Consider the following 22733-nt stretch of genomic DNA (forward strand, 5'->3'; position numbering starts at 1 on the left):
TTCAGTCGCCCAGCAGGCGGATCATCTCCGCTTCGTCGATGACTTCAATGCCCAGTTCCTGCGCTTTCGCCAGTTTTGATCCCGCCGCTTCACCGGCGATCACCAGATCGGTTTTCTTCGACACGCTGCCGGACACTTTTGCCCCCAGCGCAGTCAGACGATCTTTCGCTTCATCGCGCGACAAAATAGACAACGATCCGGTCAGCACCACGGTTTTACCGGCAAACGGGCTGTCGATTTCTTCCGGCACAATGACCTGAACTTCCGGCCAGTGAATATTAATTTCCGGGCTCAGCAATTCGTCGATCACCTGATGGTTATGTTCTTCTGACAGGAAATTCACAACGTGCTTCGCCACAACATCACCGACGTCCGGCACGGTTTTCAGCGATTCAATATCCGCAGCTTTCAGTGCGTCGACGGAGCCGTAATGCGCTGCCAGATTGGCCGCCGTGGCTTCGCCCACTTCACGGATGCCGAGCGCGTACAGGAACCGCGCCAGCGTGGTTTCTTTGGCTTTTTCCAGCGCATTCACCACATTTTGGGCTGATTTCGGCCCCATGCGATCCAGCCCGGTGAGCTTGCCGGCGGTCAGACGGAACAGATCCGCCGGATTTTTGACGTACTCTTTTTCCACCAGCTGATCGATAATTTTGTCGCCCATACCGTCGACGTCCAGCGCGCGGCGGGAAACAAAATGCTTCAGCGCTTCTTTACGCTGCGCGCCACAAACCAGGCCAGCGGTACAACGGGCGACGGCTTCGCCTTCGACACGCTCAACGTCTGAATGACAGACCGGGCAATGCGTCGGGAAAACCACTTCACGGGCATCTTCCGGGCGTTCATCCAGCACGACACCTACCACTTGCGGGATAACATCACCGGCACGGCGGACAATCACAGTATCGCCAATACGCAGGCCGAGGCGCTCAATTTCATCCGCATTGTGCAGCGTCGCATTGCTGACCATTACGCCTGCAACCAGCACCGGCTCCAGACGGGCAACCGGCGTAATGGCGCCGGTACGTCCAACCTGAAACTCGACGTCTTTCACCAGCGTAATCTGTTCCTGCGCCGGGAATTTAAACGCCGTTGCCCAGCGCGGTGCGCGCGCCACAAAGCCCAGCGTTTCCTGAATATCCAGAGAATCAATTTTGACCACCACGCCGTCGATATCAAAACCGAGCGACGGGCGATCGGCTTCAACCTGACGGTAAAACGCCAGTACGTCGTCGCTGCCGGTACACACACGGACACGGTCGCTGACCGGCAATCCCCAGGCTTTGAGCTGTTGCAGACGATCATGATGACTGCGCGGCAGTTCGCCGCCTTCCAGCAGCCCCACGCCGTAGCAGAAGAAAGTCAGCGGGCGTTTAGCCGTGATACGCGGATCAAGCTGGCGCAAAGAACCTGCCGCCGCATTACGCGGGTTCGCGAACACTTTCCCGCCGGTGCGTCGTGCTTCTTCATTCATCGCTTCAAAGCCCGGCTGCGGCATAAAGACTTCGCCACGCACTTCCAGACGCTCAGGAATATTGTCACCGTGCAGACGCAGCGGAATGGCGCGGATGGTGCGCACATTGGCCGTGATGTTCTCGCCGGTTGTGCCGTCACCGCGCGTTGCCGCCTGCACCAGTTCGCCATTTTCATACAGCAAACTGACCGCCAGACCGTCGAGCTTCAGCTCACAGCAGAATGTCAGCGGTTCAGTGGTTTTCAGCCGGTCCTGAACGCGCTTATAAAACGCCAGATAGCTTTCTTCATCGAAAACGTTGTCCAGCGACAGCATCGGCACACGATGTTTCACCTGCTCAAAAGCCGATAGCGGCGCGGCGCCCACGCGCTGAGTCGGTGAGTCAGCGGTAATCAGCTCAGGATGCGCGGTTTCCAGCTCGCGCAGTTCACGCATTAAGCGGTCATATTCGGCATCCGGCACTTCCGGGGCATCCAGAACGTGATACTGATATTCGTGATGACGCAGCTGAGTGCGTAAATGATTGATCTGTTCTTCGATAGTGGCCATGACTCACCGTGGAGATAAAAAACCCCCGGCAAGCGGGGGTTAGGGGAATGGGTGTTTCACGAACGCCAGAATCAGGCGGTCGCCTCGAGGACCTCACGGATCCGCGCTTTGTACGTTTCCAGCTTCTGCGGCGTAATCATACGACGCTCATCATCAAGCACCATCGCACCGACATCATCGGCAATACGCTGGGCTGACTGCAGCAGCAGTTTAAAGTTCTGATGCGCATCGCCGTAGCAAGGCACCATCATGAACAACGTAACGCCAGGGGTGGAGAAGTCGGACATATTGTCAGGATCAAACGACCCCGGTTTGACCATATTGGCCAGACTGAACAATACCGGACCGCTGCCAGCAGGGCTGACGTGACGATGGAAAATATTCATAGCGCCAAACTGGAAGCCGGACTGAAGCACGCTGTTAAGCAACACTTCACCGCCAATCACGCCGCCCTGATGCGCTGCAACGTGCAGAACCAGAACGGTTTCTTTCAGTTTAGCTTTCTCTGCAGGCGCTTCTTCAGCAGGCGCAAAAGGCGCTGGCTGAGGTTCTGCTTTCGCAGCCGGTGCGGCCTCGGCATGAATCTCCTGCGGTGGAACCGGCGCGTGCGGTTTTACCTCAGGGGTAAAATCAGCGACAGGTTCGCGACGCGGTGCCTCAGGTTCAGCGGCGGAATAGCCACTGAGCAACGGGTCTTCCTGCACAGCATGTTGCTGCGGGCGAACCGGTTGTTGAGGACGGGCAACAGGCGCTGGCTGCACAGGTGGAACCTGTGGCTGACGTGGCGGTGCAGACTGTTCCGGCTCGTCGTCATACTGACCGAAAGTCGGTTCATCCTGAGGATAAGCAGGACGCACGCGCACTTCACCCACTCCATCGACAAAATCGTCAGACGGAGATTGCTCCCGTTCTTTTTTCACACGTTTAGCTGGGCGATCACGAAAAAGCGAAGAGCGTTCTTTACGGCTGGTCCACAAACCGTGTAACAACAACGCTATTATGGCGATCGCGCCAACAACGATTAATATCAGACGCAAATCCTGCATCATTGCTATCTCTGTTGTTCTAATTCATTGCCACCACGGCAAACATTCACAATATTAACTCTATTTGCCCACGTAGATAAGTGCAAGTCTCGACTCTACTTTCTGCTAATAAATAGGGTAGTTGCACCTTTTTTTGCTGTTTTTTCAGCCAATCCACCGCTAGCCAGTGGAAAATCATACCGATATGATAGCCCATGTCATTCAACTCAGAGAGAAAATTTCGTTTATGACTTCATCGCAAAGCGCCAGACAAGAAAACGGCGTGCATTATTTCAAACAGGGCTGGACGCTCATTTCCTTACCCGGGATACGACGTTTTGTGATTTTACCGCTGGCCGTGAACGTTGTCCTGATGGGCGGCGCGTTCTGGTGGCTGTTTACCAAATTGGGAGAGTGGATCCCGGCGATGATGAGTAAAGTCCCGGCGTGGCTCAGCTGGCTCGATTACCTGGTCTGGCCGATCGTCGTGCTTTCGGTGCTGCTGGTGTTCAGCTACTTTTTCAGCACGATTGCTAACTGGATAGCTGCGCCGTTCAGCGGATTACTCGCGGAGCAGCTCGAAGCGCGCCTGACCGGCAAACCGCTGCCTGACAGCGGTATCTGGGACATCATGAAAGATCTGCCGCGTATCATGAAACGCGAATGGCAGAAACTGGCGTATTACCTGCCCCGCGCCGTGCTGTTGTTTGCATTGTATTTCATTCCGGTGATTGGTCAGACCCTCGCGCCGGTGCTGTGGTTCTTCTTCAGCGCGTGGATGGTGGTGATTCAGTATTGTGACTACCCGTTCGATAACCACAAAGTCAGCTTTGCCGATATGCGCCGCTCGCTCGGCAGCAACAAAATCGACAACATGCAGTTTGGCTCGCTGGTCAGCCTGTTCACCCTCATTCCGGTGCTGAATCTGGTGATCCTGCCCGTCGCCGTTTGCGGAGCCACTGCCATGTGGTGCGACCGTTACCGCGCGGTGTATGTGAAAAATAATATCGACGTTAATACCACGCGAACATAGCGGCACAATCCGCATCCCGATCCTTTTTTTCCTTAACAGCCGCCTCAGTGCGGCTGTTTGCTATGCTTGACTTTTTTATCCCAAACTTATTTCTTAATAACGGATCGGTATAGCAAATACCAAAACCTTACTTCACTCGGAAAGCCGTTCGCGTATGCTTTTCTGATTCCCACTAATTTCATAGTGTTGAAAGCTTCACACCGTGAATATTTCATACAGTTAAAGGACGGGTTATGAGCAAGATCTATGAAGACAATTCATTAACAATTGGCCATACGCCACTGGTTCGCCTGAACCGTATCGGTAATGGCCGTATTCTGGCTAAGGTCGAGTCACGTAACCCGAGCTTCAGCGTGAAATGTCGCATCGGCGCGAACATGATTTGGGATGCTGAAAAACGCGGCATTCTGACCAAAGATATCGAACTGGTTGAACCGACCAGCGGGAACACCGGGATTGCGCTGGCGTACGTTGCCGCAGCGCGCGGTTATAAACTCACGCTGACCATGCCGGAAACCATGAGCGTTGAACGCCGTAAGCTGCTGAAAGCGCTGGGTGCAAACCTGGTTCTGACAGAAGGCGCGAAAGGCATGAAAGGTGCGATTGCGAAAGCCGAAGAAATTCAGGCCAGCGATCCGGATCGTTACCTCATCCTTCAGCAGTTCAGCAACCCGGCAAACCCGGCGATCCACGAACAAACCACCGGCCCGGAAATCTGGGAAGATACCGATGGCGCGGTTGACGTGCTGATTGCTGGCGTCGGCACCGGCGGCACCATCACAGGGACTGGCCGTTATCTGAAAAGTAAAAAAAGCAGCGTCACGCTGGTAGCCGTTGAGCCAACCGATTCTCCGGTAATTACTCAAACGCTGAATGGCGAAGAAGTGAAACCCGGCCCGCACAAAATTCAGGGTATCGGTGCCGGTTTTATTCCGGGCAACCTGGATCTGGAACTGCTGGATCGCGTCACGCTGATCACGAATGACGAATCTATGCAGATGGCACGTCGCCTGATGGAAGAAGAAGGCATTCTGGCGGGGATTTCTTCCGGTGCAGCCGTTGAAGCCGCCGTGAAATTGTCAAAAGAACCGGAATTTGCCGATAAGACTATCGTCGTTATCCTGCCGTCCTCCGGCGAACGCTATCTGAGTACCGCATTGTTTGCAGATTTGTTTACGGAAAAAGAATTGCAACAATAATGCCACATCCTTAAAAGCGATTAAAAAAGCACCTTTCGGGGTGCTTTTTTGTGGGCTACGTCAAAGTTTATACCACTCCATCATTGATTTTACGCGCCAGGTTTAGTATTTAACCGGACAATTATTTCGCTGCGTGAAATTAATCGCTTCCATGACGCCGCCCGCTGAATCGATTTACCGATTTGTTACATGAGGGAAAAAAACGGCATAATGGCGGAATAACAGGAAAGCTTGGATCTAGGGCAAAGTGTTTTATCGCTGAGTGCGCTATTTTCTCTTTTCTGTTGCATCTGAACCTGCCCCTGAACCATAGTCAGGCGCTAATCTCTACAGGCTAAAGTGAAGCCTATAAGCTAAACTTTAGTCCCACAACATTACTTTAATAAGTTGGGGAAACAACAATGTTCCAGCAAGAAGTTACTATTACCGCTCCTAATGGTCTGCACACTCGCCCTGCTGCACAGTTCGTGAAAGAAGCCAAAGGTTTTGCTTCTGACATCACCGTGACTTCAAACGGTAAAAGCGCCAGTGCTAAAAGCCTGTTCAAACTGCAAACTCTGGGCCTGACCCAAGGTACCGTTGTGACCCTCTCAGCTGAAGGTGAAGACGAGCAAAAAGCCGTTGAACACTTGGTAAAACTGATGGCAGAGCTCGAGTAACAACAGCCGCTCTTATATAGTTTAAACCAGTCAAGAGAAAGGTAGGGTTATGATTTCAGGCATTTTAGTATCTCCCGGTATCGCTTTCGGCAAAGCACTTCTGTTGAAAGAAGATGAAATTGTCATCAACCGGAAAAAAATCTCTCCTGATCAGGTTGATCAGGAAGTTGAACGTTTCCTTGCTGGCCGTGCGAAAGCATCAGCCCAGCTGGAAGTGATCAAGACCAAAGCCGGTGAGACCTTCGGTGAAGAGAAAGAAGCCATCTTCGAAGGCCACATCATGTTGTTGGAAGACGAAGAGCTTGAACAGGAAATCATAGCCCTCATCAAAGACGAGCACGCCTCTGCGGATGCGGCTGCTTTCTCTGTGATTGAAGGCCAGGCGAAAGCCCTGGAAGAGCTGGACGATGAATACCTGAAAGAACGTGCGGCTGACGTACGTGATATCGGTAAACGTCTGCTGCGCAACATTCTGGACATGGCTATCGTTGATCTGAGCTCAATCCAGGACGAGGTTATTCTGGTTGCGACCGATCTGACGCCATCAGAAACCGCACAGCTGAACCTGAACAAGGTTTTGGGCTTCATTACTGATTTGGGTGGCCGTACTTCTCACACCTCTATCATGGCCCGCTCACTGGAACTGCCTGCTATCGTCGGCACCAGTGATGTGACCAAACAAGTCAAAAATGATGACTATCTGATCCTCGACGCTGTAAACAATAAAATCTACGTCAACCCGACGGCGGACGTTATTGATGAGCTGAAAGCGGTTCAGAACCAGTACATCTCTGAAAAAGACGAACTGACCAAACTGAAAGATCTGCCGGCGATTACGCTGGACGGCCATCAGGTGGAAGTTTGTGCCAACATCGGTACCGTGCGCGACGTCGCCGGTGCAGAGCGCAATGGCGCTGAAGGTGTCGGCCTGTATCGTACAGAATTCCTGTTCATGGACCGTGACAGCCTGCCTACCGAAGAAGAGCAATTCCAGGCATATAAAGCCGTTGCTGAAGCGATGGGTTCACAGGCGGTTATCGTACGTACCATGGACATCGGCGGTGATAAAGACCTGCCGTACATGAACTTGCCAAAAGAAGAAAACCCATTCCTGGGCTGGCGTGCAATCCGTATCTGTCTGGATCGTAAAGAAATTCTTCACGACCAGCTGAAAGGTATTCTGCGTGCTTCTGCGTTCGGCAAACTGCGCATCATGTTCCCGATGATCATTTCTGTTGAAGAAGTGCGTGAACTGAAAGCAGAACTCGAAATGCTGAAAGTTGAGCTGCGCGAAAAAGGCCAGGCATTCGATGAAACAATCGAAGTTGGCGTGATGGTTGAGACTCCAGCGGCTGCTGTGATTGCTCATCATCTGGCGAAAGAAGTCGATTTCTTCAGTATTGGTACAAACGATCTTACCCAGTATACTTTGGCTGTGGATCGCGGTAATGAGCTGATTTCTCATCTGTACAACCCAATGTCTCCGTCTGTACTTGGTTTAATTAAACAAGTTATTGACGCATCTCATGCTGCCGGTAAATGGACAGGGATGTGTGGCGAGCTAGCCGGTGACGAACGTGCTACACTTCTTCTATTGGGCATGGGGTTAGACGAGTTCAGCATGAGTGCTATCTCTATCCCACGCATCAAGAAAATTATTCGCAATACAAACTTCGAAGATGTGAAAGCGCTGGCAGATCAGGCCCTGGCTCAACCTACGGCGCAAGAGTTGATGAACCTGGTTAACAAGTTCATTGAAGAAAAAACACTCTGCTAATTGCGCGATGCTGTAAAGCTGCCCAAATTAATGCTTAGGAGAAGATCATGGGTTTGTTCGATAAACTGAAATCATTGGTTTCGGATGATAAAAAAGACGTTGGCATCATTGAAATCGTGGCGCCGCTGTCTGGTGAAATTGTCAACATTGAAGACGTGCCTGACGTTGTTTTCGCTGAGAAAATCGTAGGCGACGGTATTGCTATCAAACCAGCGGGCAACAAAATGGTTGCTCCGGTTGACGGGACTATCGGTAAAATCTTCGAAACTAACCATGCTTTCTCAATCGAATCCGACAGTGGCATCGAACTGTTTGTTCACTTCGGTATCGACACCGTTGAACTGAAAGGCGAAGGCTTCAAACGTATCGCCGAAGAAGGTCAGCGCGTTAAGAAAGGCGATTTGGTAATCGAATTTGATCTGGCCCTGCTGGAAGAGAAAGCGAAGTCTACCCTGACTCCGGTTGTTATCTCTAACATGGACGAGATCAAAGAGCTGATTAAACTGACCGGTAGCGTGACTGTGGGCGAAACCCCAATCATCCGTATCAAGAAGTAATCAGCCCGAAGAAACAAGAAGTAAAAGAAACGGCGCTCAGTGCGCCGTTTTTTATTACCTGAATCTTTTGTAAGACTGAAAGGACTGAACGTTTAAATCTTCCAGTGCGGCACCATCAGGCTGATCACCAATCCGTGAGGTTGCGCGTTACGGGCATCAACTTTGCCGTCATGTGCCAGCATCACTTTGCGGGTAATCGCCAGCCCCAGGCCGTAACCTTTGCCAGACAACGGCGATTTCACGCGCACAAACGGGTCAAAGATACTCGACAGCTTATCCTCTTCCACGCCCGGCCCCTGATCGGCCACTTCAATCTGTAAAAACTCTTCAACCTGCGCCAGAGAAACGCTGATGGTCTGCCCGCGGGCGGAAAAGCGCAGCGCGTTACGCACCACATTATCGACCGCGCGCCGCATCAGCTCAGCATTGCCTTTCACGGTGTAATCCATTTCGTCCGGCACTTCCGGGTGCATCGTGATATTCACGCCCGGCAGCTGTGCTTCGTAACGGGCATCATTGACGACCGCTTCCACCAGCCCGTACAGATCAAAATACTCTTCGTCCGGGATTTCGCTGTTTTCCGTTCGCGACAGCGCAAGCAGTTCGCCGATCATCTTATCCAGACGCCCTGCTTCGTGCTCAATACGGCTGAGAGAGGTTTCAACGTTAGACGGGTTTTGCCGCGCCAGACCAATCGCCAGCTGCAAACGGGCCAGAGGAGAACGCAGCTCATGTGAAACGTCGTGCAACAGCTCTTCACGCGCTTTCACCAGCACCTGCAAACGTTCCGCCATCGAGTCGAAATCACGCGCCACCTCGGACAGCTCATCGTGCCGTTTGCCCATACTGGAAAACAGACGCACCGATAAATCGCCCTGTGCAACCCGCCCGAACGCTTTACGCATTTGCAGCATCGGCCTTGTCAGGTTCCAGGCCAGAACCAGACTGAATAACAGACCGCCTAACCCGCCAAGCCAGAGCAACGGCGGCGGCATGTTCAGTAATTCCCGGTGTCTTCTTGGGCGGTACTCGTCCATCAGCCCGGCGACATCGTAACGAAGCCGGTAACCCTGCCCGTCCGGCCCCTGCACGAACTCCACCACTTCATGCGGGATCTTACCCGGTTCCAGATCCTGCATCGTGCTGCCCTGCGCAGGAAGCAGTGAAGGCGCTACCGAGAAGAACTGACGATCATCTTCCGGCCAGTCGGCCATCATGGCATTAAGCGCGGGCAGACCACCGGAATGAAGCGTGGAAACCGCCGAGGTAATCTGGAGTTTCACAAAACGCCGGGCAATGCCACTTTCCGGCGGTTCATGCGGATTATAAAACGCAAAAACCACCCAGAGCCCCTGAGTGATTGCCACGAAGGTAAACCAGAATCCCAGCAGGATTTTCCAGAACAACCTTCCGCGCAGACGTTTAGCGGATTCGATAGCCAATGCTGCGCACCGTTTCAATAGTCAGAATATCGCCACCTTCCAGTGACCCCAGTTTCTGACGGATATTACTGATGTGCACATCAATACTGCGGTCGTAAGCTTCACGCGGACGCCCCAGGCCTTTTTCCGACAGCTCATCTTTTGACACCACGCGTTCAGGCGAACGCAGCAGCAGTTCCAGCAAATTAAATTCTGAAGCCGTCAGGTCAAACGGAACACCGCGCCATTCGCTGCTGCGGGTCGCCGGATTCAGCGTCAGGTCGCCGTAATTAACCGATGAGGAATCAGAATGCGATTCCTGCTGTTCCTCCACACGGCGCAGCACCGCACGCAGTCGCGCCACCAGTTCGCGCGGATAACACGGTTTTGGCATGTAATCGTCAGCGCCCATTTCCAGGCCGATCACGCGGTCAATATTGTCGCCTTTGGCCGTCAGCATGATAATCGGCAGACGGCTGTTTTTGCGCACCTGACGCAGTACATCAATACCGCTCATGTCCGGCAGCATAATGTCGAGGATCATTGCGGTGTATTCGCCAGACATCGCGCCTTCCACGCCCGCTTTACCGGTCAGCACCAGAGAGGCGTCAAAACCTTCTGCGATCAGGTATTCACTGAGCATGGTGCCTAATTCAAGATCGTCATCGACTAACAAGATTTTCATTCTTTATTTCCGCCTGGCTAAAATTTTGGTCATTTTTACCACTAAGCCTGCATTACGCAGCCGCTTTTACTCTTTTTTTACACAGTCTCTGACAGAATTTCATCCCGCAGAAACCCGAGTGTAAGGAATAAAGGTAACGTGTTTTACGCTATCACTATTATAGAAGATTAAAATCAATCTGTTAGCGTTTAACAGAAAGCAAAAGGCAGGCGCAAAGGCCTGCCTGTTAAATGTGACCACGCTTTACGTCAGGAGTTCTTAGTCAGAAAAAACGCCCGTCGAGAGATAACGGTCGCCGCGATCGCAGATAATCGCGACCACCACGCTGCCCGGATGGCTTCTGGCAACGCGCAGCGCGCCTGCGACAGCGCCGCCGGAACTCACGCCGCAAAAGAGCCCTTCCTCACGCGCCAGTGCGCGCATCGTGTCTTCTGCTTCGCCCTGCCCCATGTCCATCACTTCATCCACCAGCTCAGGATTGAAAATGCCGGGCAGATACGCCTGCGGCCAGCGGCGGATGCCTGGAATGCTACTGCCTTCCGCTGGTTGCAGACCAATAATCTGCACGCCCGCATGCTGGCTGCGCAAAAAGCGGCTGACACCGGTGATTGTGCCCGTGGTGCCCATACTGGAAACAAAATGCGTAACGCGCCCGTGTGTTTGTTGCCAGATTTCCGGGCCGGTGGTGGTGAAATGCGCCAGCGGGTTGTCCGGATTATTAAACTGATCCAGCACTTTGCCCAGCCCCTGCTTTTCCATATCCAGCGCCAGATCGCGTGCGCCTTCCATGCCCTGCGCACGGCTGACCAGCAAAAGCTCAGCGCCGTAAGCGCGCATCGACGCCTGCCGTTCCAGGCTCATATTCTCCGGCATCAGCAATTTCAGCTTATAACCTTTGAGCGCGGCAATCATGGCCAGCGCGATCCCGGTATTTCCGCTGGTCGCTTCAATCAGCGTATCGCCCGGTCGGATTTCACCGCGCTTTTCCGCCTGTTCAATCATAAACAGCGCAGCGCGATCCTTGACCGAACCGGCAGGATTATTGCCTTCCAGCTTGACCCAAATTTCACTGTCCAGATCTTTGGGTAATCGCTGTAATCTCACCAGCGGTGTATTACCGATGTAATGTTCGAGCGTACTCACGGGGCTTGCCTTATATCAAAACGAACTATGGACTGATAAAAATTACATAAAGAGATATCAGACGATAAAAAGGGCGGCTCAGAGACCGCCCGGAGAAACCTGCTGATTAAAAAATATCAGGCGCTCTCCGCTAACGCAACGGGTTGTAGCGGCTGATCGCCCGCATACAGGCGTCCGTTCAGCCCGCCGACATAAAAACGATCGCCGCGCTGCGGAGCCGCATTGCCGTGAGTATCAGAAAGCACCACGGAAAGCGGTTCGTCATGCCAGCCTTCGGCCTGCACAATCAGCTGCCAGAAGTGACCACGCGGGCTGACTTCCAGCACTTTCACCGGCAGCGGGCAACGTGGCGTACTCTGGGCGGTAATTTCCATCTCCCACGGACGCAGGAACAAATCCACCGCGCCCTGATGCAGCGTCGGGTTCTCCAGCGGCCAGTGATGCGCGCCCACATAAAGCTGTGAGCCGCGAATGTCGCCGCTGATTTTATTCACTTCGCCCATGAATTCCAGCACGAAGCGGGTCGCCGGTTCACGCCAGATTTCCTGCGGTGCGCCAACCTGCTCAATATTGCCCTGACTCATTACCACGACGCGATCCGCCACTTCCATGGCTTCTTCCTGATCGTGAGTCACGAACACGCTGGTGAATTTCAGCTCTTCATGTAACTGACGCAGCCAGCGGCGCAGTTCTTTACGCACCTGCGCATCGAGCGCGCCAAACGGTTCATCAAGCAGCAAAATTTGCGGTTCCACGGCCAGCGCACGCGCCAGCGCGACACGCTGTTTCTGACCACCGGAGAGCTGCGCCGGATAGCGGTTTGCCAGATGGCTTAACTGCACCATCTCCAGCAATTTTGAGACTTTCTGCTTAATCGCTTCGGCGTTCGGACGCTCGCGACGCGGCAAAACGGTCAGTCCGAAGGCAATATTGTCGAACACCGTCATGTGGCGGAACAGCGCGTAATGCTGGAACACAAAACCGACCTGACGATCGCGGGCATGCACGCGGGTCACGTCTTTATCATGGAAACTCAGGCGACCGGCGCTCTGGTTCTCCAGACCGGCGATAATGCGCAGCAGCGTCGTTTTGCCGGAGCCGGATGGCCCGAGCAGCGCAACCATCTCACCGGAAGCAATATCGAGCGAAATATCATTGAGCACCTTCGTGCGGCCAAAGTATTTGTTGATACCGTTAATTTCAATGCTCATGATTTTCCTCCCGCTCAAGACGGTCGTTGTGGCGCTTCAGACGCCATTGCAGGCCGCTTTTCAGAAACAGTGTGACAATCGCCATCAGGGTCAGCAGCGCGGCGGCAGTAAACGCGCCCGCGGTGTTGTAGTCCTGATGCAGTAATTCAACCTGTAGAGGCAGCGTGTAGGTTTCGCCACGAATAGAACCGGACACCACCGACACGGCACCGAACTCGCCAATCGCACGGGCATTGGTCAGCACCACGCCGTACAGCAAAGCCCAGCGGATATTGGGTAACGTCACGCGGCGGAACATCTGCCAGCCGGACGCCCCGAGCAACACCGCTGCCTCATCTTCGTGGCTGCCCTGGCTCAGCATCACCGGCACCAGCTCACGGATAACAAACGGGCAGGTCACGAAAATCGTCACCATCACCATGCCCGGCCACGCGAACATAAACTGAATGTTGTGCGCATCAAGCCAGCCGCCGAGCGGGCCGTTAGTGCCGTAGAACAGCAGATACAGCAAACCGGCCACCACCGGCGAGACGGCAAACGGGATGTCGATCAGCGTCAGAAGCAACTGACGCCCCGGGAAGTTAAAACGCGCCACCAGCCAGGCCAGCAGCGTGCCGAAAATCAGGTTAACCGGCACGGTAATCAGCGCCATCAGCACGGTCAGCCAGATGGAATGCAACATGTCGGAATCCGACAGATTCTTCCAGACCGCCGCGATGCCGTCCGAAAACGCCAGCACAAAAATGCTGATCATCGGGATCACCAGCAGCAGAACACAAATCAGCACGCCGGTGCCGATAAGCAGCCATTTTACCCAGTCGATACGCTGGCGGGTTTCACCTGCAAAAGCCGGAATATCAGACATTACTGGCCTCCCAGACGACGGCCATAACGGCTCTGTAAGGTGTTAATCGCAAACAGCAACAGCAGCGACGCCGCAAGGATCACCGACGCAATGGCGCTGGCCGCCGGATAATCAAATTCCTGCAAGCGGATGAAAATCATCAGCGAGGTCACTTCGGTCTTCCAGGCAATATTCCCGGCGATGAAAATGACCGCGCCAAATTCCCCCAGACTGCGGGTGAACGACAGCGCCGTGCCCGCCAGCAGCGAAGGCATCACTTCCGGCAACACTACGCGGCGAAAACTCTGCCAGCGCGATGCGCCCAGCGTCTCGGCCGCTTCCTCGTATTCCGGCCCCAGTTCTTCCAGAACCGGCTGCACGGTGCGCACCACAAACGGAATACTGGTAAACGACATTGCCACGGCGATACCCAGCCAGGTGTAGGCCACTTTGATATCAAAATGCGCCAGCCACTGGCCGTAAAAACCGGTGGTCGAAAACAGCCCGGCCAGTGTCAGACCGGCCACGGCGGTCGGTAACGCAAACGGCAAATCCATCAGGCCGTCAATCAGGCTTTTGCCCGGAAATTCGTAACGCGTCAGGATCCAGGCCATCAGCATGCCGAATAAACCGTTGAAAATACTCGCCACGCCCGCCGCCAGCAGCGTGACTTTATACGCCGCCACCACCTGACCATTGGTGATAACATCCCAGTATTGCGCCAGCGTCATTTGGGAAAGCTGCATGACCAGCGCACTCAGCGGCAGCAATAACACCAGACAGACGAACAACAGGCTGCTGCCGAGGCTCAGGGTAAATCCGGGTAATACGCGTTTGCTCGTCAACAACATTACTGGTGACCTTGCTCTAACAGTTTGTCCAGCTCACCGCCGGTACTGAAATGGGTTTCCATCACTTGTGGCCAGCCGCCGAACTGATCTTCAACCTTGAACAGTTTGGTGTCCGGGAACTGCCCTTTTGCCGCCGCCATCGCCGTTTTGTCATACACGCGGTAATTAAAACTGGTGATGATTTTTTGCGCCTGCGGGCTCCACAAGTAATTCAGATAATCTTTTGCAGCTTTCTCCGTGCCGTTTTTCTCGACATTTTTGTCGACCCAGGCCACCGGGAACTCAGCCAGAATGTCGACCTTCGGCACAATGACTTCGTATTTATCATCGCCATACTGCTTGCGGATGTTGTTCACTTCGGATTCGAAGCTGATTAACACATCGCCCAGACCGCGTTCCACGAACGTCGTTGTTGCGCCGCGACCGCCGGTATCAAACACCTGTACGTTTTTGAGGAAACTCGCCATTTTCGCGCGGGTTTGTGCGGTATTTTTGTTGTCTTCAATGTTATAAGCGCCCCATGCACCGAGATAGGTGTAGCGGCCATTGCCGGACGTTTTCGGATTCGGGAACACCAGAGCGACGCCGGGACGCGCTAAATCATCCCAGCTGTGGATGTTCTTGGGATTTCCCTTGCGCACCAGAAACGCCATGGTGGAATAAAACGGGGAACTGTTATTCGGCAGACGGCTTTGCCAGTCGGCGGGGATCAGATTGCCTTTGTCATGCAGGATCTGCACGTCCGTCACCTGGTTATACGTCACTACGTCGGCTTTCAGACCCTGCAAAATCGCCAGCGCCTGTTTGGAAGAACCGGCATGCGACTGTTTGATTTCCAGCTTGTCACCGTTGTTCTGATCTGCCCACTGTTTCTGAAAAGGCGGATTCAGCGCGGCAAAAAGCTCACGGGAAACATCGTAAGAACTGTTCAGCAATTCGGTGGCAGACGCCGCCCCGCTGGTCAGCAACAGTGCAGCCAGCGAACCTTTCAGCAAATTTCCAGCAAAACCAATCGTTTTCATGCTCAGCCTCAGGTGAATGAACCGATATGCGGCGTCAGAAAAGCCGCTCAATATCACACAGTGTATTTATAACTGAGGTTCAGGCTGTAACGGTTTTATATACCATTTGGTGATTTTCAAGCATGAAAAGCTATAAGGCATTAACAAACGCAGGGAGAAACACGAAGGGAAGGAATAAAGCGCGCCCGGAAACGGACGCGCTGAACGCATATTTTTTTACAGCACAGAGAGCTTACGGCAAAGAGAACTTACAGTGCAGCCAGACGGGTCAGGGACGGCGCGAAGAAATAGCTGCCGGTCACCGGACGGGTGAAACGCAGCATCGCGTCACGTTTGCCATCCAGATCGCCAAACATACTGAGCAGCTGTTTCTCAATGTTCCACAAACGCGCGGCATAGCTGATGAAATACAGGCCGTGCTCGCCGCTGGCGGTGCCGTAAGGCAGGCTCTGACGCAGAATTTTCAGGCCTTTGCCGTCTTCTTTCAGATCCACACGGCTGACGTGGGAAGTTTCAGGGCGCGTTTCCGGATCCAATTCTTCATCGGTATCTTTCGTGCGGCCAATCACTTCTTCCTGCTGCTGCACGGAGAAACGCTCCCATTGCACCAGATTATGTTTCCAACGCTGAACCATCACGTAGCTACCGCCTGCGTCCACAGAACCTTCAGGAATGATGGCAACCTGCGCGCGGGCGTCGGCTTTCGGGTTTTCGGTGCCGTCGACAAACCCACTGAGGTCGCGTTCTTCGAGAGCGCGGAAACCATGAGTTTCTTCTTCCACCACAATCGCGCTGCCAAACGCTTTCAGCGCGGCCTGTGCAAGTGCGAAGTTAATATCATGACGCAGTGACTGAATGTGCAGCAGCATGTCGCGCTGCGTGGCCGGGGCCAGCCCTTTGCCCAGCGGCTCAAAGTTTTTCAGCTCGTCTGCGCCCTGATTACCGGACAGGTCGCGCCAGACGTCGTGGCCAAAAGCCACGACCGCGCCCACATGTTCAGCGGGGAATTTTTGCTGCATATCGTTTAATGCGGCCACAAATGCACGGCAGCCCTGCCGGAGCGCATCCAGGTCACCCTGAGCTTTCGCTTCAATGTAAATGGCGAAACGGCAATGTTCGGGCAAAATGCCGCTCTGAACCTGAGTCATTTTTCTCATCCTCGTTAAATTGACCGGCGCCATCATACCGGATGTCAATAAAAATGCCTTGCGCGAAGGCAAGGCATTGAGGACTTCTTTTGCAGGCTAAAGCGCCGGCAAGCGAAAAGCGGCGTTACTGCGCCTGACCGGTTTGCAGCGGATTAGCGCGCCAGACGATTTTGCTGACTTTCCAGTCTTTCAGGGCGTCGTCAGAAGGCATCAGGGATTCCGGGCCGTGCCAGATCCCGCTAAACACATAAGTGACGCGTGCACTTTGCGGCGCTTTACACTCCACGTTCTGCGCATCGTCGCCTTCACCTTTTACGCACGAATCAAACGCTTTGGTATAGAGATCGCTGAACGACGTGCCAATTTTCACGCCCCACTCGCTCGCCACTTCAGGATCCATCACATCCACCCGCTGCACGTTACCTTTCGGCTCGCCGCTGACGGACAATTTCACGTCTTTGCCGTCCATCGCCTGGAAGAAGCTCAGCATTTTGCCGTCACTCATCGACATACCGCTGCGCAGGGAATAGTTACCGTTGAGCCCGTCTTTGATGGCGGTTTCCGTCAGTGGCGTGCTGGCCGTGATACCGCCAACGCCCTGATCGGTCACGGTCAGGCTGCTGCCAAACCAGTTAAGCGGGTTCAGACCTGACCATGACATATGCGGCATGGACGGCATTGACGAGCAACCGGCGAGAAAAAGCGGTAACGCCAGCAACATCGGGCGGGCCCGTAAGCGAACAGTCATTCGGTACACTCCTTTCCTGCAAATTTCCGCAAACCGGGGCGGCCTGACGGATAAATCAGCAGCGTATTTATTATTTGGAAATCGTTGTTAAGCGCCAGTTCGAGTACTTTCTTTCCGAAAAAGTTCAGCGCGGGTCGGGAAATGGCATCAGGCCAGACGGCGCGCGGCATCAAAACAGGCGCGCAAACGGCGGCTGAGCAGCCAGTACGCCAGCGCGGCAGCATCGAGCAGCGCCAGCAGGATATCCACCGCCGACAGCGTATCGGTACTTTGCCACACGCCTAAACCCTGTAAGGCAAAGGTCGCAAACATCCCCGCCAGCAACAGCCAGTAACCCGCCTGCCAGATGCGTGGCCACAAATGCCGGCGTCCGCTCAGCAGGAAAACCAGCGCGGGCGGTAAACCCAGCAACATGCCGGACCAGAAACTCTGCGGATCAGGGTAAAACAGCGACAGCATCTCGCTGCCCTGCTGACGCGAGGCGCCCGCCATGACGAACAGCAGCCACGTGCGGGCCTGCAAAATCAGGATTGTCCAGAACCACAGAGGTAACCGCAACATACCGTGATCGTTATAATCATCCGGATTCATAAACGTGAAACACATTCCTTCAAACAAAGTGAAATTGAACAATAATCAACGCAGCTTAAGAAACTGTTAAGAACAATCTGCTTTACTGTTTCTCAACGCGGCAACAGGCTTTAAAAATCTCACTGTTGCCGGAATGTACTCTGGAAACGTTAAATTAAGGACGACCTATTATGATGAAGAAGATCACTCTGGCAACCCTCATTACACTTTGTTCAGCGACAGCGTTCGCACAACAAACAGGCGGGTTCAGCGGCCCTTCCGCGCAGGAAGCCCAAACACAGCCGGCGGCGCAGGGCGGATTCACCGGCACTACCGCGCTCAGCACAGTGAAAGATGTGCAGACGATGAAAGACGATCAGTGGGTGATGCTCGAAGGCTTCCTCGATCAGCGCGTCGATCACGACAAATATATTTTCCGCGACAGCACCGGTACGCTCAACGTGGAGATCGACGGTAAACGCTGGCAGGGTCAGAACGTCTCGCCAAAAGATAAAATCCGCATTGAAGGTAAAGTCGATAAAGACTGGAACTCTGTGGAAGTGGACGTCAAAAGCGTAAAAGTGATCAAGTAATCGCCCGTTAAGCCTTTGACGTAAAAAGCCCCGGCGGTGAGTCATCCGCCGGGGCTTTTTATTATCTGTTATTGCAGGCATTCAACGGGGTTTCAGTATTCCTGATCTTCAATCAGACGCTTGCCGAGCAATAACGTATCTGAAATCTCGTAACCCAGTTTTTCATACATGCTGACTACTGCATCATTTTCGGCACGCACCATTAGATTCATTTTCGGGCAGCCGCGCGCAATCAGTTTCTTTTCAAGACGATTTACCAGCGCGTTCGCAATCCCGCGCCCGCGATAATCCGGGTGAACCCCCAGATAATTCGCCGAGCCGCGATGGCCGTCGTAACCGCCCATCAGCGTGCCTACCACTTCACCACCGACTTCTGCCACCAGGAAAAATTCCGGGCTGTGATTAATTTTGCGTTCAATATCCAGTTCAGGATCATTCCACGGACGCAGCAGATCGCAGCGCTCCCATAAGGTCAGAACTTCTTCGAAATCTTCTTGACGGTATACGCGAATTTCCATCACTGTTCGCCGCTGTTAATGAGGGTTTATTTAATTATCGCGTGATCTGCTTGATACGCAACATCAAAATCACAATCTGGCGAATAAATGACCGTGTTTTATCGATGAATTTCACCGGTAATGGATCTTATAAGCCATTCACTGAACAGATATTTATTCGTCGTAATATTCATTCGCGACACATTATTCATAAAAAGTAATAGTTCTCAGATCGAAACTATAAAATAGATACTCTATAACATAAGGCATTCTGCTTTTTCTCTGACGGTAATGGACTGATGTTAAACCCCCTGAACAAATTTTTGCATTTCCAGCCTCTTCCCGCTGCCGCCACCCGTCGCCAATTGTTGCTGTCCGGCCTGGGGCTCGCGATTGCCGCGTTTGGTTCCCGCTCCGCCAGCGCCGCGCAGCAGGAACACATCACGAAGTCCGCCCCGGCACCGAAACCGCCGGGCTCTAAAAAGCTGGTGATGATTGACCCCGGCCACGGCGGGATTGATTCCGGAGCCGTCGGCCATGAAGGCTCAGAAGAAAAACATGTGGTGCTGGAAATCGCCAACTACGTGCGTGAATTCCTCGGCGATCAGAGCCACATTGAGGTCCGGCTGACGCGCGATTCAGACCACTTCATTCCGCTTTATCAGCGTGTGGAACTGGCACATCAGCATCAGGCTGACTTATTTGTCTCGATTCACGCCGACGGTTACACCAGCCCGAGCGCATCCGGTGCATCGGTATTTGCGCTGTCAAACCGCGGTGCGAGCAGCGCCATGGCGCGGTATATGTCGAAAAAAGAGAATGACGCTGATCTGGTTGCGGGCGCGAAATACGCCAAAGAAGATAACAACTATCTGCAACAGGTACTTTTCGATCTGGTCCAGACCGACACCATTAAAAACAGTCTGACGCTCGGCCATCACGTTCTCGAAAGGATCCGTCCGATCCACCACCTGCACAGCCAGCAGACAGAACAGGCGGCGTTCGCCGTGCTGAAATCCCCGTCAATTCCGTCGATTCTGGTGGAAACCTCATTCATCACCAATCATCAGGAAGAACAGCTGCTCAGCACCACCGCGTTCCGCCGTGAAATCGCGCAGGCCATTTCTCAGGGAATTGTGAATTTCTTCAGCTATTTCGACGCCAACGAACGTAAGCCACGATAACCTTCCTGCTTCGCGCCGCAGATGCGCGGGTTGTTCTGGGCGATCCGACGGGTTTTGGGGTTATAATAATCACCACTTTTTTATCATTCAGCGCCCGCAAGGCGCTGAATGTCTTTTCAGTCAACGTCTGTGAGTTTGCCCGTGAGCCAATCGATCCCCGACATACAACAAGTCAAAACCTTCCTGCTCAAGCTTCAGGACCACATCTGCCAGCAGCTGGCTGCCGCCGATGGCAAAGGCCAGTTCGCGCAAGACCAGTGGGTTCGCGAAGAAGGCGGTGGCGGCCAGAGCCGGGTATTGACCAACGGCGCAGTCTTCGAGCAGGCCGGTGTGAATTTCTCGCACGTTTCCGGTGCCACATTGCCCGCATCAGCCACCGCACATCGTCCCGAGCTGGCGGGCCGCAGTTTCCAGGCAATGGGCGTTTCGCTGGTTATCCATCCGCTCAGCCCTTACGTACCTACCAGCCACGCCAACGTGCGTTTCTTCATTGCGGAAAAGCCCGGTGAAGCTCCGGTGTGGTGGTTCGGTGGCGGTTTTGACCTCACGCCTTACTACGGTTTTGAAGAAGATGCCCGCCACTGGCATCAGACCGCACAACAACTTTGTCAGCCGTTTGGCGACGACGTGTATCCGAAATACAAAAAATGGTGTGACGATTACTTCTTTATCAAACACCGTAATGAAGCGCGCGGCATCGGCGGATTATTCTTTGATGATCTGAATACGCCTGATTTTGACACCTGCTTTTCGTTCATGCAGGCGGTGGGCAACGGCTTCACCGACGCCTATCTGCCGGTCGTCGAAAAACGCAAAGCGATACCGTGGGGAGAACGTGAACGCCAGTTCCAGCTTTACCGCCGTGGCCGCTATGTGGAATTCAATCTGGTGTGGGATCGCGGCACCTTGTTCGGCCTGCAAACCGGTGGCCGCACGGAGTCGATTCTGATGTCCATGCCACCGCTGGTTCGCTGGGAATATGGTTATCAGCCGGAAGCGGGCAGCCCGGAAGCCGCGCTGTACACCGATTTTCTACCGGTTCGAGACTGGCTGAACGGGGAGAAACGCTGATGCAAATCTGGGTTGATGCAGATGCCTGTCCGAACGTAATCAAAGAAGTGCTATTCCGCGCCGCCGAACGCACCGGCATGATGGTGACGCTGGTGGCGAACCAGACGATCCGCACGCCACCGTCGAAATTCCTGCGGACCCTGCGCGTCGAAGCGGGTTTTGACGTCGCCGATAACGAAATCGTCAAACGCACCGAGCCCGGTGATCTGGTGGTCACTGCGGATATTCCGCTGGCGGCGGAAGTCATCGAAAAAGGGGGCGTTGCGCTGAACCCGCGCGGCGAGCGTTACACCACTGAAACCATAAAAGAACGCCTGAATATGCGTGATTTTATGGACACCATGCGCGCCAGCGGCGTGCAAACCGGCGGACCGCCTGCGCTTAATCAGAGTGACCGCCAGCAATTCGCCAATGAACTGGATAAGTGGCTGCAACAGGCCAAACGCTAAAATCCGGTCAGAGGAACCTGCTGTACCACTACATTTAAAGGAATAATAAAAATGGTCAAAAAGATCATACTGGATTGCGATCCGGGGCACGACGATGCCATCGCGATGTTACTCGCTCACGGGAATCCCGATATCGAACTGCTCGCCGTCACCACCGTGGTCGGCAATCAGACACTGGAAAAAGTCACCCGTAATGCGCTGGCCGTTGCCCGCGTCATCAACCTGACCGGCGTCCCGTTTGCCGCCGGAGCCACCCGCCCGCTGGTGCGGCAAATCGAAGTGGCCGACGAAATCCACGGAGAATCCGGCCTTGATGGCCCGGTTTTACCGGAAGCGGCCATCACGCTTGAACCCGTTCATGCCATCGACCTGATCATTGATTTGATCATGTCGCATCCGCCAAAAACCATCACGCTGGTCCCGACCGGCGGCCTGACCAATATCGCCATGGCCGTGCGAAAAGAACCGCGCATCGCCGAACGCGTGAAAGAAGTCGTACTGATGGGCGGCGGTTACCATGTGGGTAACTGGAGCGCCGTGGCTGAATTCAATATCAAGATTGATCCCGAAGCCGCGCACATCGTTTTCAACGAAAAATGGCCGCTGACCATGGTCGGGCTGGACCTCACGCATCAGGCATTAGCCACACCAGAAGTGGCCGCACGAATCGCCGCTGTCGGCACGCAACCGGCAAAATTTGTCGGTGAGTTGCTCGATTTCTTCGGCCTGAGCTACAAAGATCGCCAGGGCTTTGACTCCCCGCCGGTTCATGACCCGTGCGCCGTGGCCTATGTCATCGACCCGAACGTGATGACCGTACAAAAAGTCCCGGTAGACATTGAGCTGACCGGCACCTTAACGCTGGGCATGACGGTAGCAGATTTCCGTTCACCGCCGCCGCCCGATTGCCATACGCAGGTCGCGGTAAAACTCGACCATCAACGTTTCTGGGATTTAATCGTTGATGCGCTCGAGCGTATCGGCGAAGTGAAATACTGATTTACTTAGGAAGAGAAGCTTTCC

Annotated in this window: 23 protein-coding genes; 10 read left to right on the forward strand and 13 right to left on the reverse strand. The window is 53.8% G+C overall.

Features of this window, described 5'->3' with window-relative positions:
* Nucleotide 1 precedes the first annotated feature (1 nt).
* Nucleotides 2-2023, reverse strand: coding sequence for an NAD-dependent DNA ligase LigA (gene ligA / locus IV433_RS23920; protein WP_195816215.1), 2022 nt, complete (start codon nucleotides 2021-2023; stop codon nucleotides 2-4).
* A 71-nt stretch (nucleotides 2024-2094) separates the two neighbouring features.
* Entirely contained in the window at nucleotides 2095-3072 is a 978-nt protein-coding gene (gene zipA, locus IV433_RS23925) for a cell division protein ZipA (protein WP_195816214.1), read from the reverse strand.
* Between the two features lie 223 nt (nucleotides 3073-3295).
* Here zipA and cysZ point away from each other — a divergent pair, with 223 nt between their 5' ends.
* The 5 genes from cysZ to crr all read left to right on the forward strand — a co-directional run bounded on the left by cysZ (nucleotide 3296) and on the right by crr (nucleotide 8273).
* Nucleotides 3296-4081: a sulfate transporter CysZ gene (gene cysZ / locus IV433_RS23930; RefSeq protein WP_195816213.1), complete on the forward strand. Its 786-nt coding sequence runs from the start codon at nucleotides 3296-3298 to the stop codon at nucleotides 4079-4081.
* A 233-nt stretch (nucleotides 4082-4314) separates the two neighbouring features.
* Nucleotides 4315-5280, forward strand: a complete 966-nt coding sequence (gene cysK, locus IV433_RS23935; RefSeq protein ID WP_195816212.1) for a cysteine synthase A — start codon at nucleotides 4315-4317, stop codon at nucleotides 5278-5280.
* 401 nt (nucleotides 5281-5681) lie between these two features.
* Nucleotides 5682-5939 (forward strand): phosphocarrier protein Hpr, encoded by a 258-nt coding sequence (ptsH, locus tag IV433_RS23940; protein WP_013574433.1) that lies wholly within the window; start codon nucleotides 5682-5684, stop codon nucleotides 5937-5939.
* 49 nt (nucleotides 5940-5988) lie between these two features.
* Entirely contained in the window at nucleotides 5989-7716 is a 1728-nt protein-coding gene (ptsI, locus tag IV433_RS23945) for a phosphoenolpyruvate-protein phosphotransferase PtsI (RefSeq protein ID WP_195816211.1), read from the forward strand.
* A 47-nt stretch (nucleotides 7717-7763) separates the two neighbouring features.
* A complete protein-coding gene (gene crr / locus IV433_RS23950; RefSeq protein WP_152324516.1) occupies nucleotides 7764-8273 on the forward strand; it encodes a PTS glucose transporter subunit IIA in 510 nt (169 codons plus the stop codon).
* Between the two features lie 92 nt (nucleotides 8274-8365).
* On the opposite strand, the gene IV433_RS23955 is transcribed toward crr, so the two are convergent.
* From IV433_RS23955 to IV433_RS24000, 10 genes are all read right to left on the reverse strand, one after another.
* Nucleotides 8366-9715 carry a HAMP domain-containing sensor histidine kinase gene (locus IV433_RS23955; protein WP_195816210.1) on the reverse strand — a complete coding sequence of 450 codons (1350 nt, stop codon included), beginning with the start codon at nucleotides 9713-9715 and terminating at the stop codon, nucleotides 8366-8368.
* Entirely contained in the window at nucleotides 9696-10379 is a 684-nt protein-coding gene (locus IV433_RS23960; protein WP_101076260.1) for a response regulator transcription factor, read from the reverse strand. Before IV433_RS23960 ends, IV433_RS23955 begins: the two co-directional genes overlap by 20 nt.
* 258 nt (nucleotides 10380-10637) lie before the next feature.
* A complete protein-coding gene (cysM, locus tag IV433_RS23965; RefSeq protein WP_195816209.1) occupies nucleotides 10638-11522 on the reverse strand; it encodes a cysteine synthase CysM in 885 nt (294 codons plus the stop codon).
* Between the two features lie 116 nt (nucleotides 11523-11638).
* Entirely contained in the window at nucleotides 11639-12733 is a 1095-nt protein-coding gene (gene cysA, locus IV433_RS23970) for a sulfate/thiosulfate ABC transporter ATP-binding protein CysA (RefSeq protein ID WP_195816208.1), read from the reverse strand.
* On the reverse strand, nucleotides 12723-13598 hold the full coding sequence (gene cysW, locus IV433_RS23975; RefSeq protein WP_152324520.1) for a sulfate/thiosulfate ABC transporter permease CysW: 876 nt from the start codon (nucleotides 13596-13598) through the stop codon (nucleotides 12723-12725). Before cysW ends, cysA begins: the two co-directional genes overlap by 11 nt.
* The gene (gene cysT / locus IV433_RS23980; protein ID WP_101076275.1) at nucleotides 13598-14428 is read right to left on the reverse strand and encodes a sulfate/thiosulfate ABC transporter permease CysT; all 831 of its coding nucleotides are present in this window, start codon (nucleotides 14426-14428) and stop codon (nucleotides 13598-13600) included. The genes cysW and cysT overlap by 1 nt, the downstream gene beginning before the upstream one ends.
* On the reverse strand, nucleotides 14428-15450 hold the full coding sequence (locus tag IV433_RS23985; RefSeq protein ID WP_195816207.1) for a sulfate ABC transporter substrate-binding protein: 1023 nt from the start codon (nucleotides 15448-15450) through the stop codon (nucleotides 14428-14430). Before IV433_RS23985 ends, cysT begins: the two co-directional genes overlap by 1 nt.
* A 248-nt stretch (nucleotides 15451-15698) precedes the next feature.
* Nucleotides 15699-16598 (reverse strand): Dyp-type peroxidase, encoded by a 900-nt coding sequence (locus IV433_RS23990; RefSeq protein ID WP_195816206.1) that lies wholly within the window; start codon nucleotides 16596-16598, stop codon nucleotides 15699-15701.
* Nucleotides 16599-16722: 124 nt separating this feature from the next.
* Nucleotides 16723-17346: an RpoE-regulated lipoprotein gene (locus tag IV433_RS23995; RefSeq protein WP_195816205.1), complete on the reverse strand. Its 624-nt coding sequence runs from the start codon at nucleotides 17344-17346 to the stop codon at nucleotides 16723-16725.
* Nucleotides 17347-17493: 147 nt separating this feature from the next.
* Entirely contained in the window at nucleotides 17494-17937 is a 444-nt protein-coding gene (locus IV433_RS24000) for a DUF2919 domain-containing protein (protein WP_195816204.1), read from the reverse strand.
* 173 nt (nucleotides 17938-18110) lie between these two features.
* On the opposite strand from IV433_RS24000, the gene IV433_RS24005 reads away from it, so the two are divergent.
* The gene (locus IV433_RS24005; RefSeq protein WP_193333091.1) at nucleotides 18111-18509 is read left to right on the forward strand and encodes a YgiW/YdeI family stress tolerance OB fold protein; all 399 of its coding nucleotides are present in this window, start codon (nucleotides 18111-18113) and stop codon (nucleotides 18507-18509) included.
* A gap of 92 nt (nucleotides 18510-18601) precedes the next feature.
* On the opposite strand, the gene IV433_RS24010 is transcribed toward IV433_RS24005, so the two are convergent.
* Entirely contained in the window at nucleotides 18602-19027 is a 426-nt protein-coding gene (locus tag IV433_RS24010) for a GNAT family acetyltransferase (protein WP_013574419.1), read from the reverse strand.
* A gap of 278 nt (nucleotides 19028-19305) precedes the next feature.
* Between IV433_RS24010 and amiA the strand changes: the two genes are divergently transcribed.
* The 4 genes from amiA to uriH all read left to right on the forward strand — a co-directional run bounded on the left by amiA (nucleotide 19306) and on the right by uriH (nucleotide 22709).
* Nucleotides 19306-20190, forward strand: a complete 885-nt coding sequence (amiA, locus tag IV433_RS24015; RefSeq protein ID WP_104921115.1) for an N-acetylmuramoyl-L-alanine amidase AmiA — start codon at nucleotides 19306-19308, stop codon at nucleotides 20188-20190.
* A gap of 108 nt (nucleotides 20191-20298) precedes the next feature.
* Nucleotides 20299-21261, forward strand: a complete 963-nt coding sequence (gene hemF / locus IV433_RS24020; protein ID WP_195816203.1) for an oxygen-dependent coproporphyrinogen oxidase — start codon at nucleotides 20299-20301, stop codon at nucleotides 21259-21261.
* On the forward strand, nucleotides 21261-21710 hold the full coding sequence (locus IV433_RS24025) for a YaiI/YqxD family protein (RefSeq protein ID WP_195816202.1): 450 nt from the start codon (nucleotides 21261-21263) through the stop codon (nucleotides 21708-21710). The genes hemF and IV433_RS24025 overlap by 1 nt, the downstream gene beginning before the upstream one ends.
* Nucleotides 21711-21761: 51 nt before the next feature.
* Complete coding sequence (uriH, locus tag IV433_RS24030; protein ID WP_104921112.1) at nucleotides 21762-22709, forward strand: uridine-preferring nucleoside hydrolase UriH; 948 nt, start codon at nucleotides 21762-21764, stop codon at nucleotides 22707-22709.
* Nucleotides 22710-22733 lie beyond the last annotated feature (24 nt).

The organism is Rahnella laticis (genome assembly GCF_015644585.1).
In the GTDB taxonomy this organism is placed as follows: domain Bacteria; phylum Pseudomonadota; class Gammaproteobacteria; order Enterobacterales; family Enterobacteriaceae; genus Rahnella; species Rahnella laticis.

Bases quoted from the DNA above. Each gene is read 5' to 3' on its own strand.
- ligA (WP_195816215.1), bottom strand. From the start codon at position 2,023: ATGGCCACTATCGAAGAACAGATCAATCATTTACGCACTCAGCTGCGT.
- zipA (WP_195816214.1), bottom strand. From the start codon at position 3,072: ATGATGCAGGATTTGCGTCTGATATTAATCGTTGTTGGCGCGATCGCC.
- cysZ (WP_195816213.1), top strand. From the start codon at position 3,296: ATGACTTCATCGCAAAGCGCCAGACAAGAAAACGGCGTGCATTATTTC.
- cysK (WP_195816212.1), top strand. From the start codon at position 4,315: ATGAGCAAGATCTATGAAGACAATTCATTAACAATTGGCCATACGCCA.
- ptsH (WP_013574433.1), top strand. From the start codon at position 5,682: ATGTTCCAGCAAGAAGTTACTATTACCGCTCCTAATGGTCTGCACACT.
- ptsI (WP_195816211.1), top strand. From the start codon at position 5,989: ATGATTTCAGGCATTTTAGTATCTCCCGGTATCGCTTTCGGCAAAGCA.
- crr (WP_152324516.1), top strand. From the start codon at position 7,764: ATGGGTTTGTTCGATAAACTGAAATCATTGGTTTCGGATGATAAAAAA.
- IV433_RS23960 (WP_101076260.1), bottom strand. From the start codon at position 10,379: ATGAAAATCTTGTTAGTCGATGACGATCTTGAATTAGGCACCATGCTC.
- cysA (WP_195816208.1), bottom strand. From the start codon at position 12,733: ATGAGCATTGAAATTAACGGTATCAACAAATACTTTGGCCGCACGAAG.
- cysW (WP_152324520.1), bottom strand. From the start codon at position 13,598: ATGTCTGATATTCCGGCTTTTGCAGGTGAAACCCGCCAGCGTATCGAC.
- cysT (WP_101076275.1), bottom strand. From the start codon at position 14,428: ATGTTGTTGACGAGCAAACGCGTATTACCCGGATTTACCCTGAGCCTC.
- IV433_RS23985 (WP_195816207.1), bottom strand. From the start codon at position 15,450: ATGAAAACGATTGGTTTTGCTGGAAATTTGCTGAAAGGTTCGCTGGCT.
- IV433_RS23990 (WP_195816206.1), bottom strand. From the start codon at position 16,598: ATGACTCAGGTTCAGAGCGGCATTTTGCCCGAACATTGCCGTTTCGCC.
- IV433_RS23995 (WP_195816205.1), bottom strand. From the start codon at position 17,346: ATGACTGTTCGCTTACGGGCCCGCCCGATGTTGCTGGCGTTACCGCTT.
- IV433_RS24000 (WP_195816204.1), bottom strand. From the start codon at position 17,937: ATGAATCCGGATGATTATAACGATCACGGTATGTTGCGGTTACCTCTG.
- IV433_RS24005 (WP_193333091.1), top strand. From the start codon at position 18,111: ATGAAGAAGATCACTCTGGCAACCCTCATTACACTTTGTTCAGCGACA.
- IV433_RS24010 (WP_013574419.1), bottom strand. From the start codon at position 19,027: ATGGAAATTCGCGTATACCGTCAAGAAGATTTCGAAGAAGTTCTGACC.
- amiA (WP_104921115.1), top strand. From the start codon at position 19,306: ATGTTAAACCCCCTGAACAAATTTTTGCATTTCCAGCCTCTTCCCGCT.
- hemF (WP_195816203.1), top strand. From the start codon at position 20,299: ATGTCTTTTCAGTCAACGTCTGTGAGTTTGCCCGTGAGCCAATCGATC.
- IV433_RS24025 (WP_195816202.1), top strand. From the start codon at position 21,261: ATGCAAATCTGGGTTGATGCAGATGCCTGTCCGAACGTAATCAAAGAA.
- uriH (WP_104921112.1), top strand. From the start codon at position 21,762: ATGGTCAAAAAGATCATACTGGATTGCGATCCGGGGCACGACGATGCC.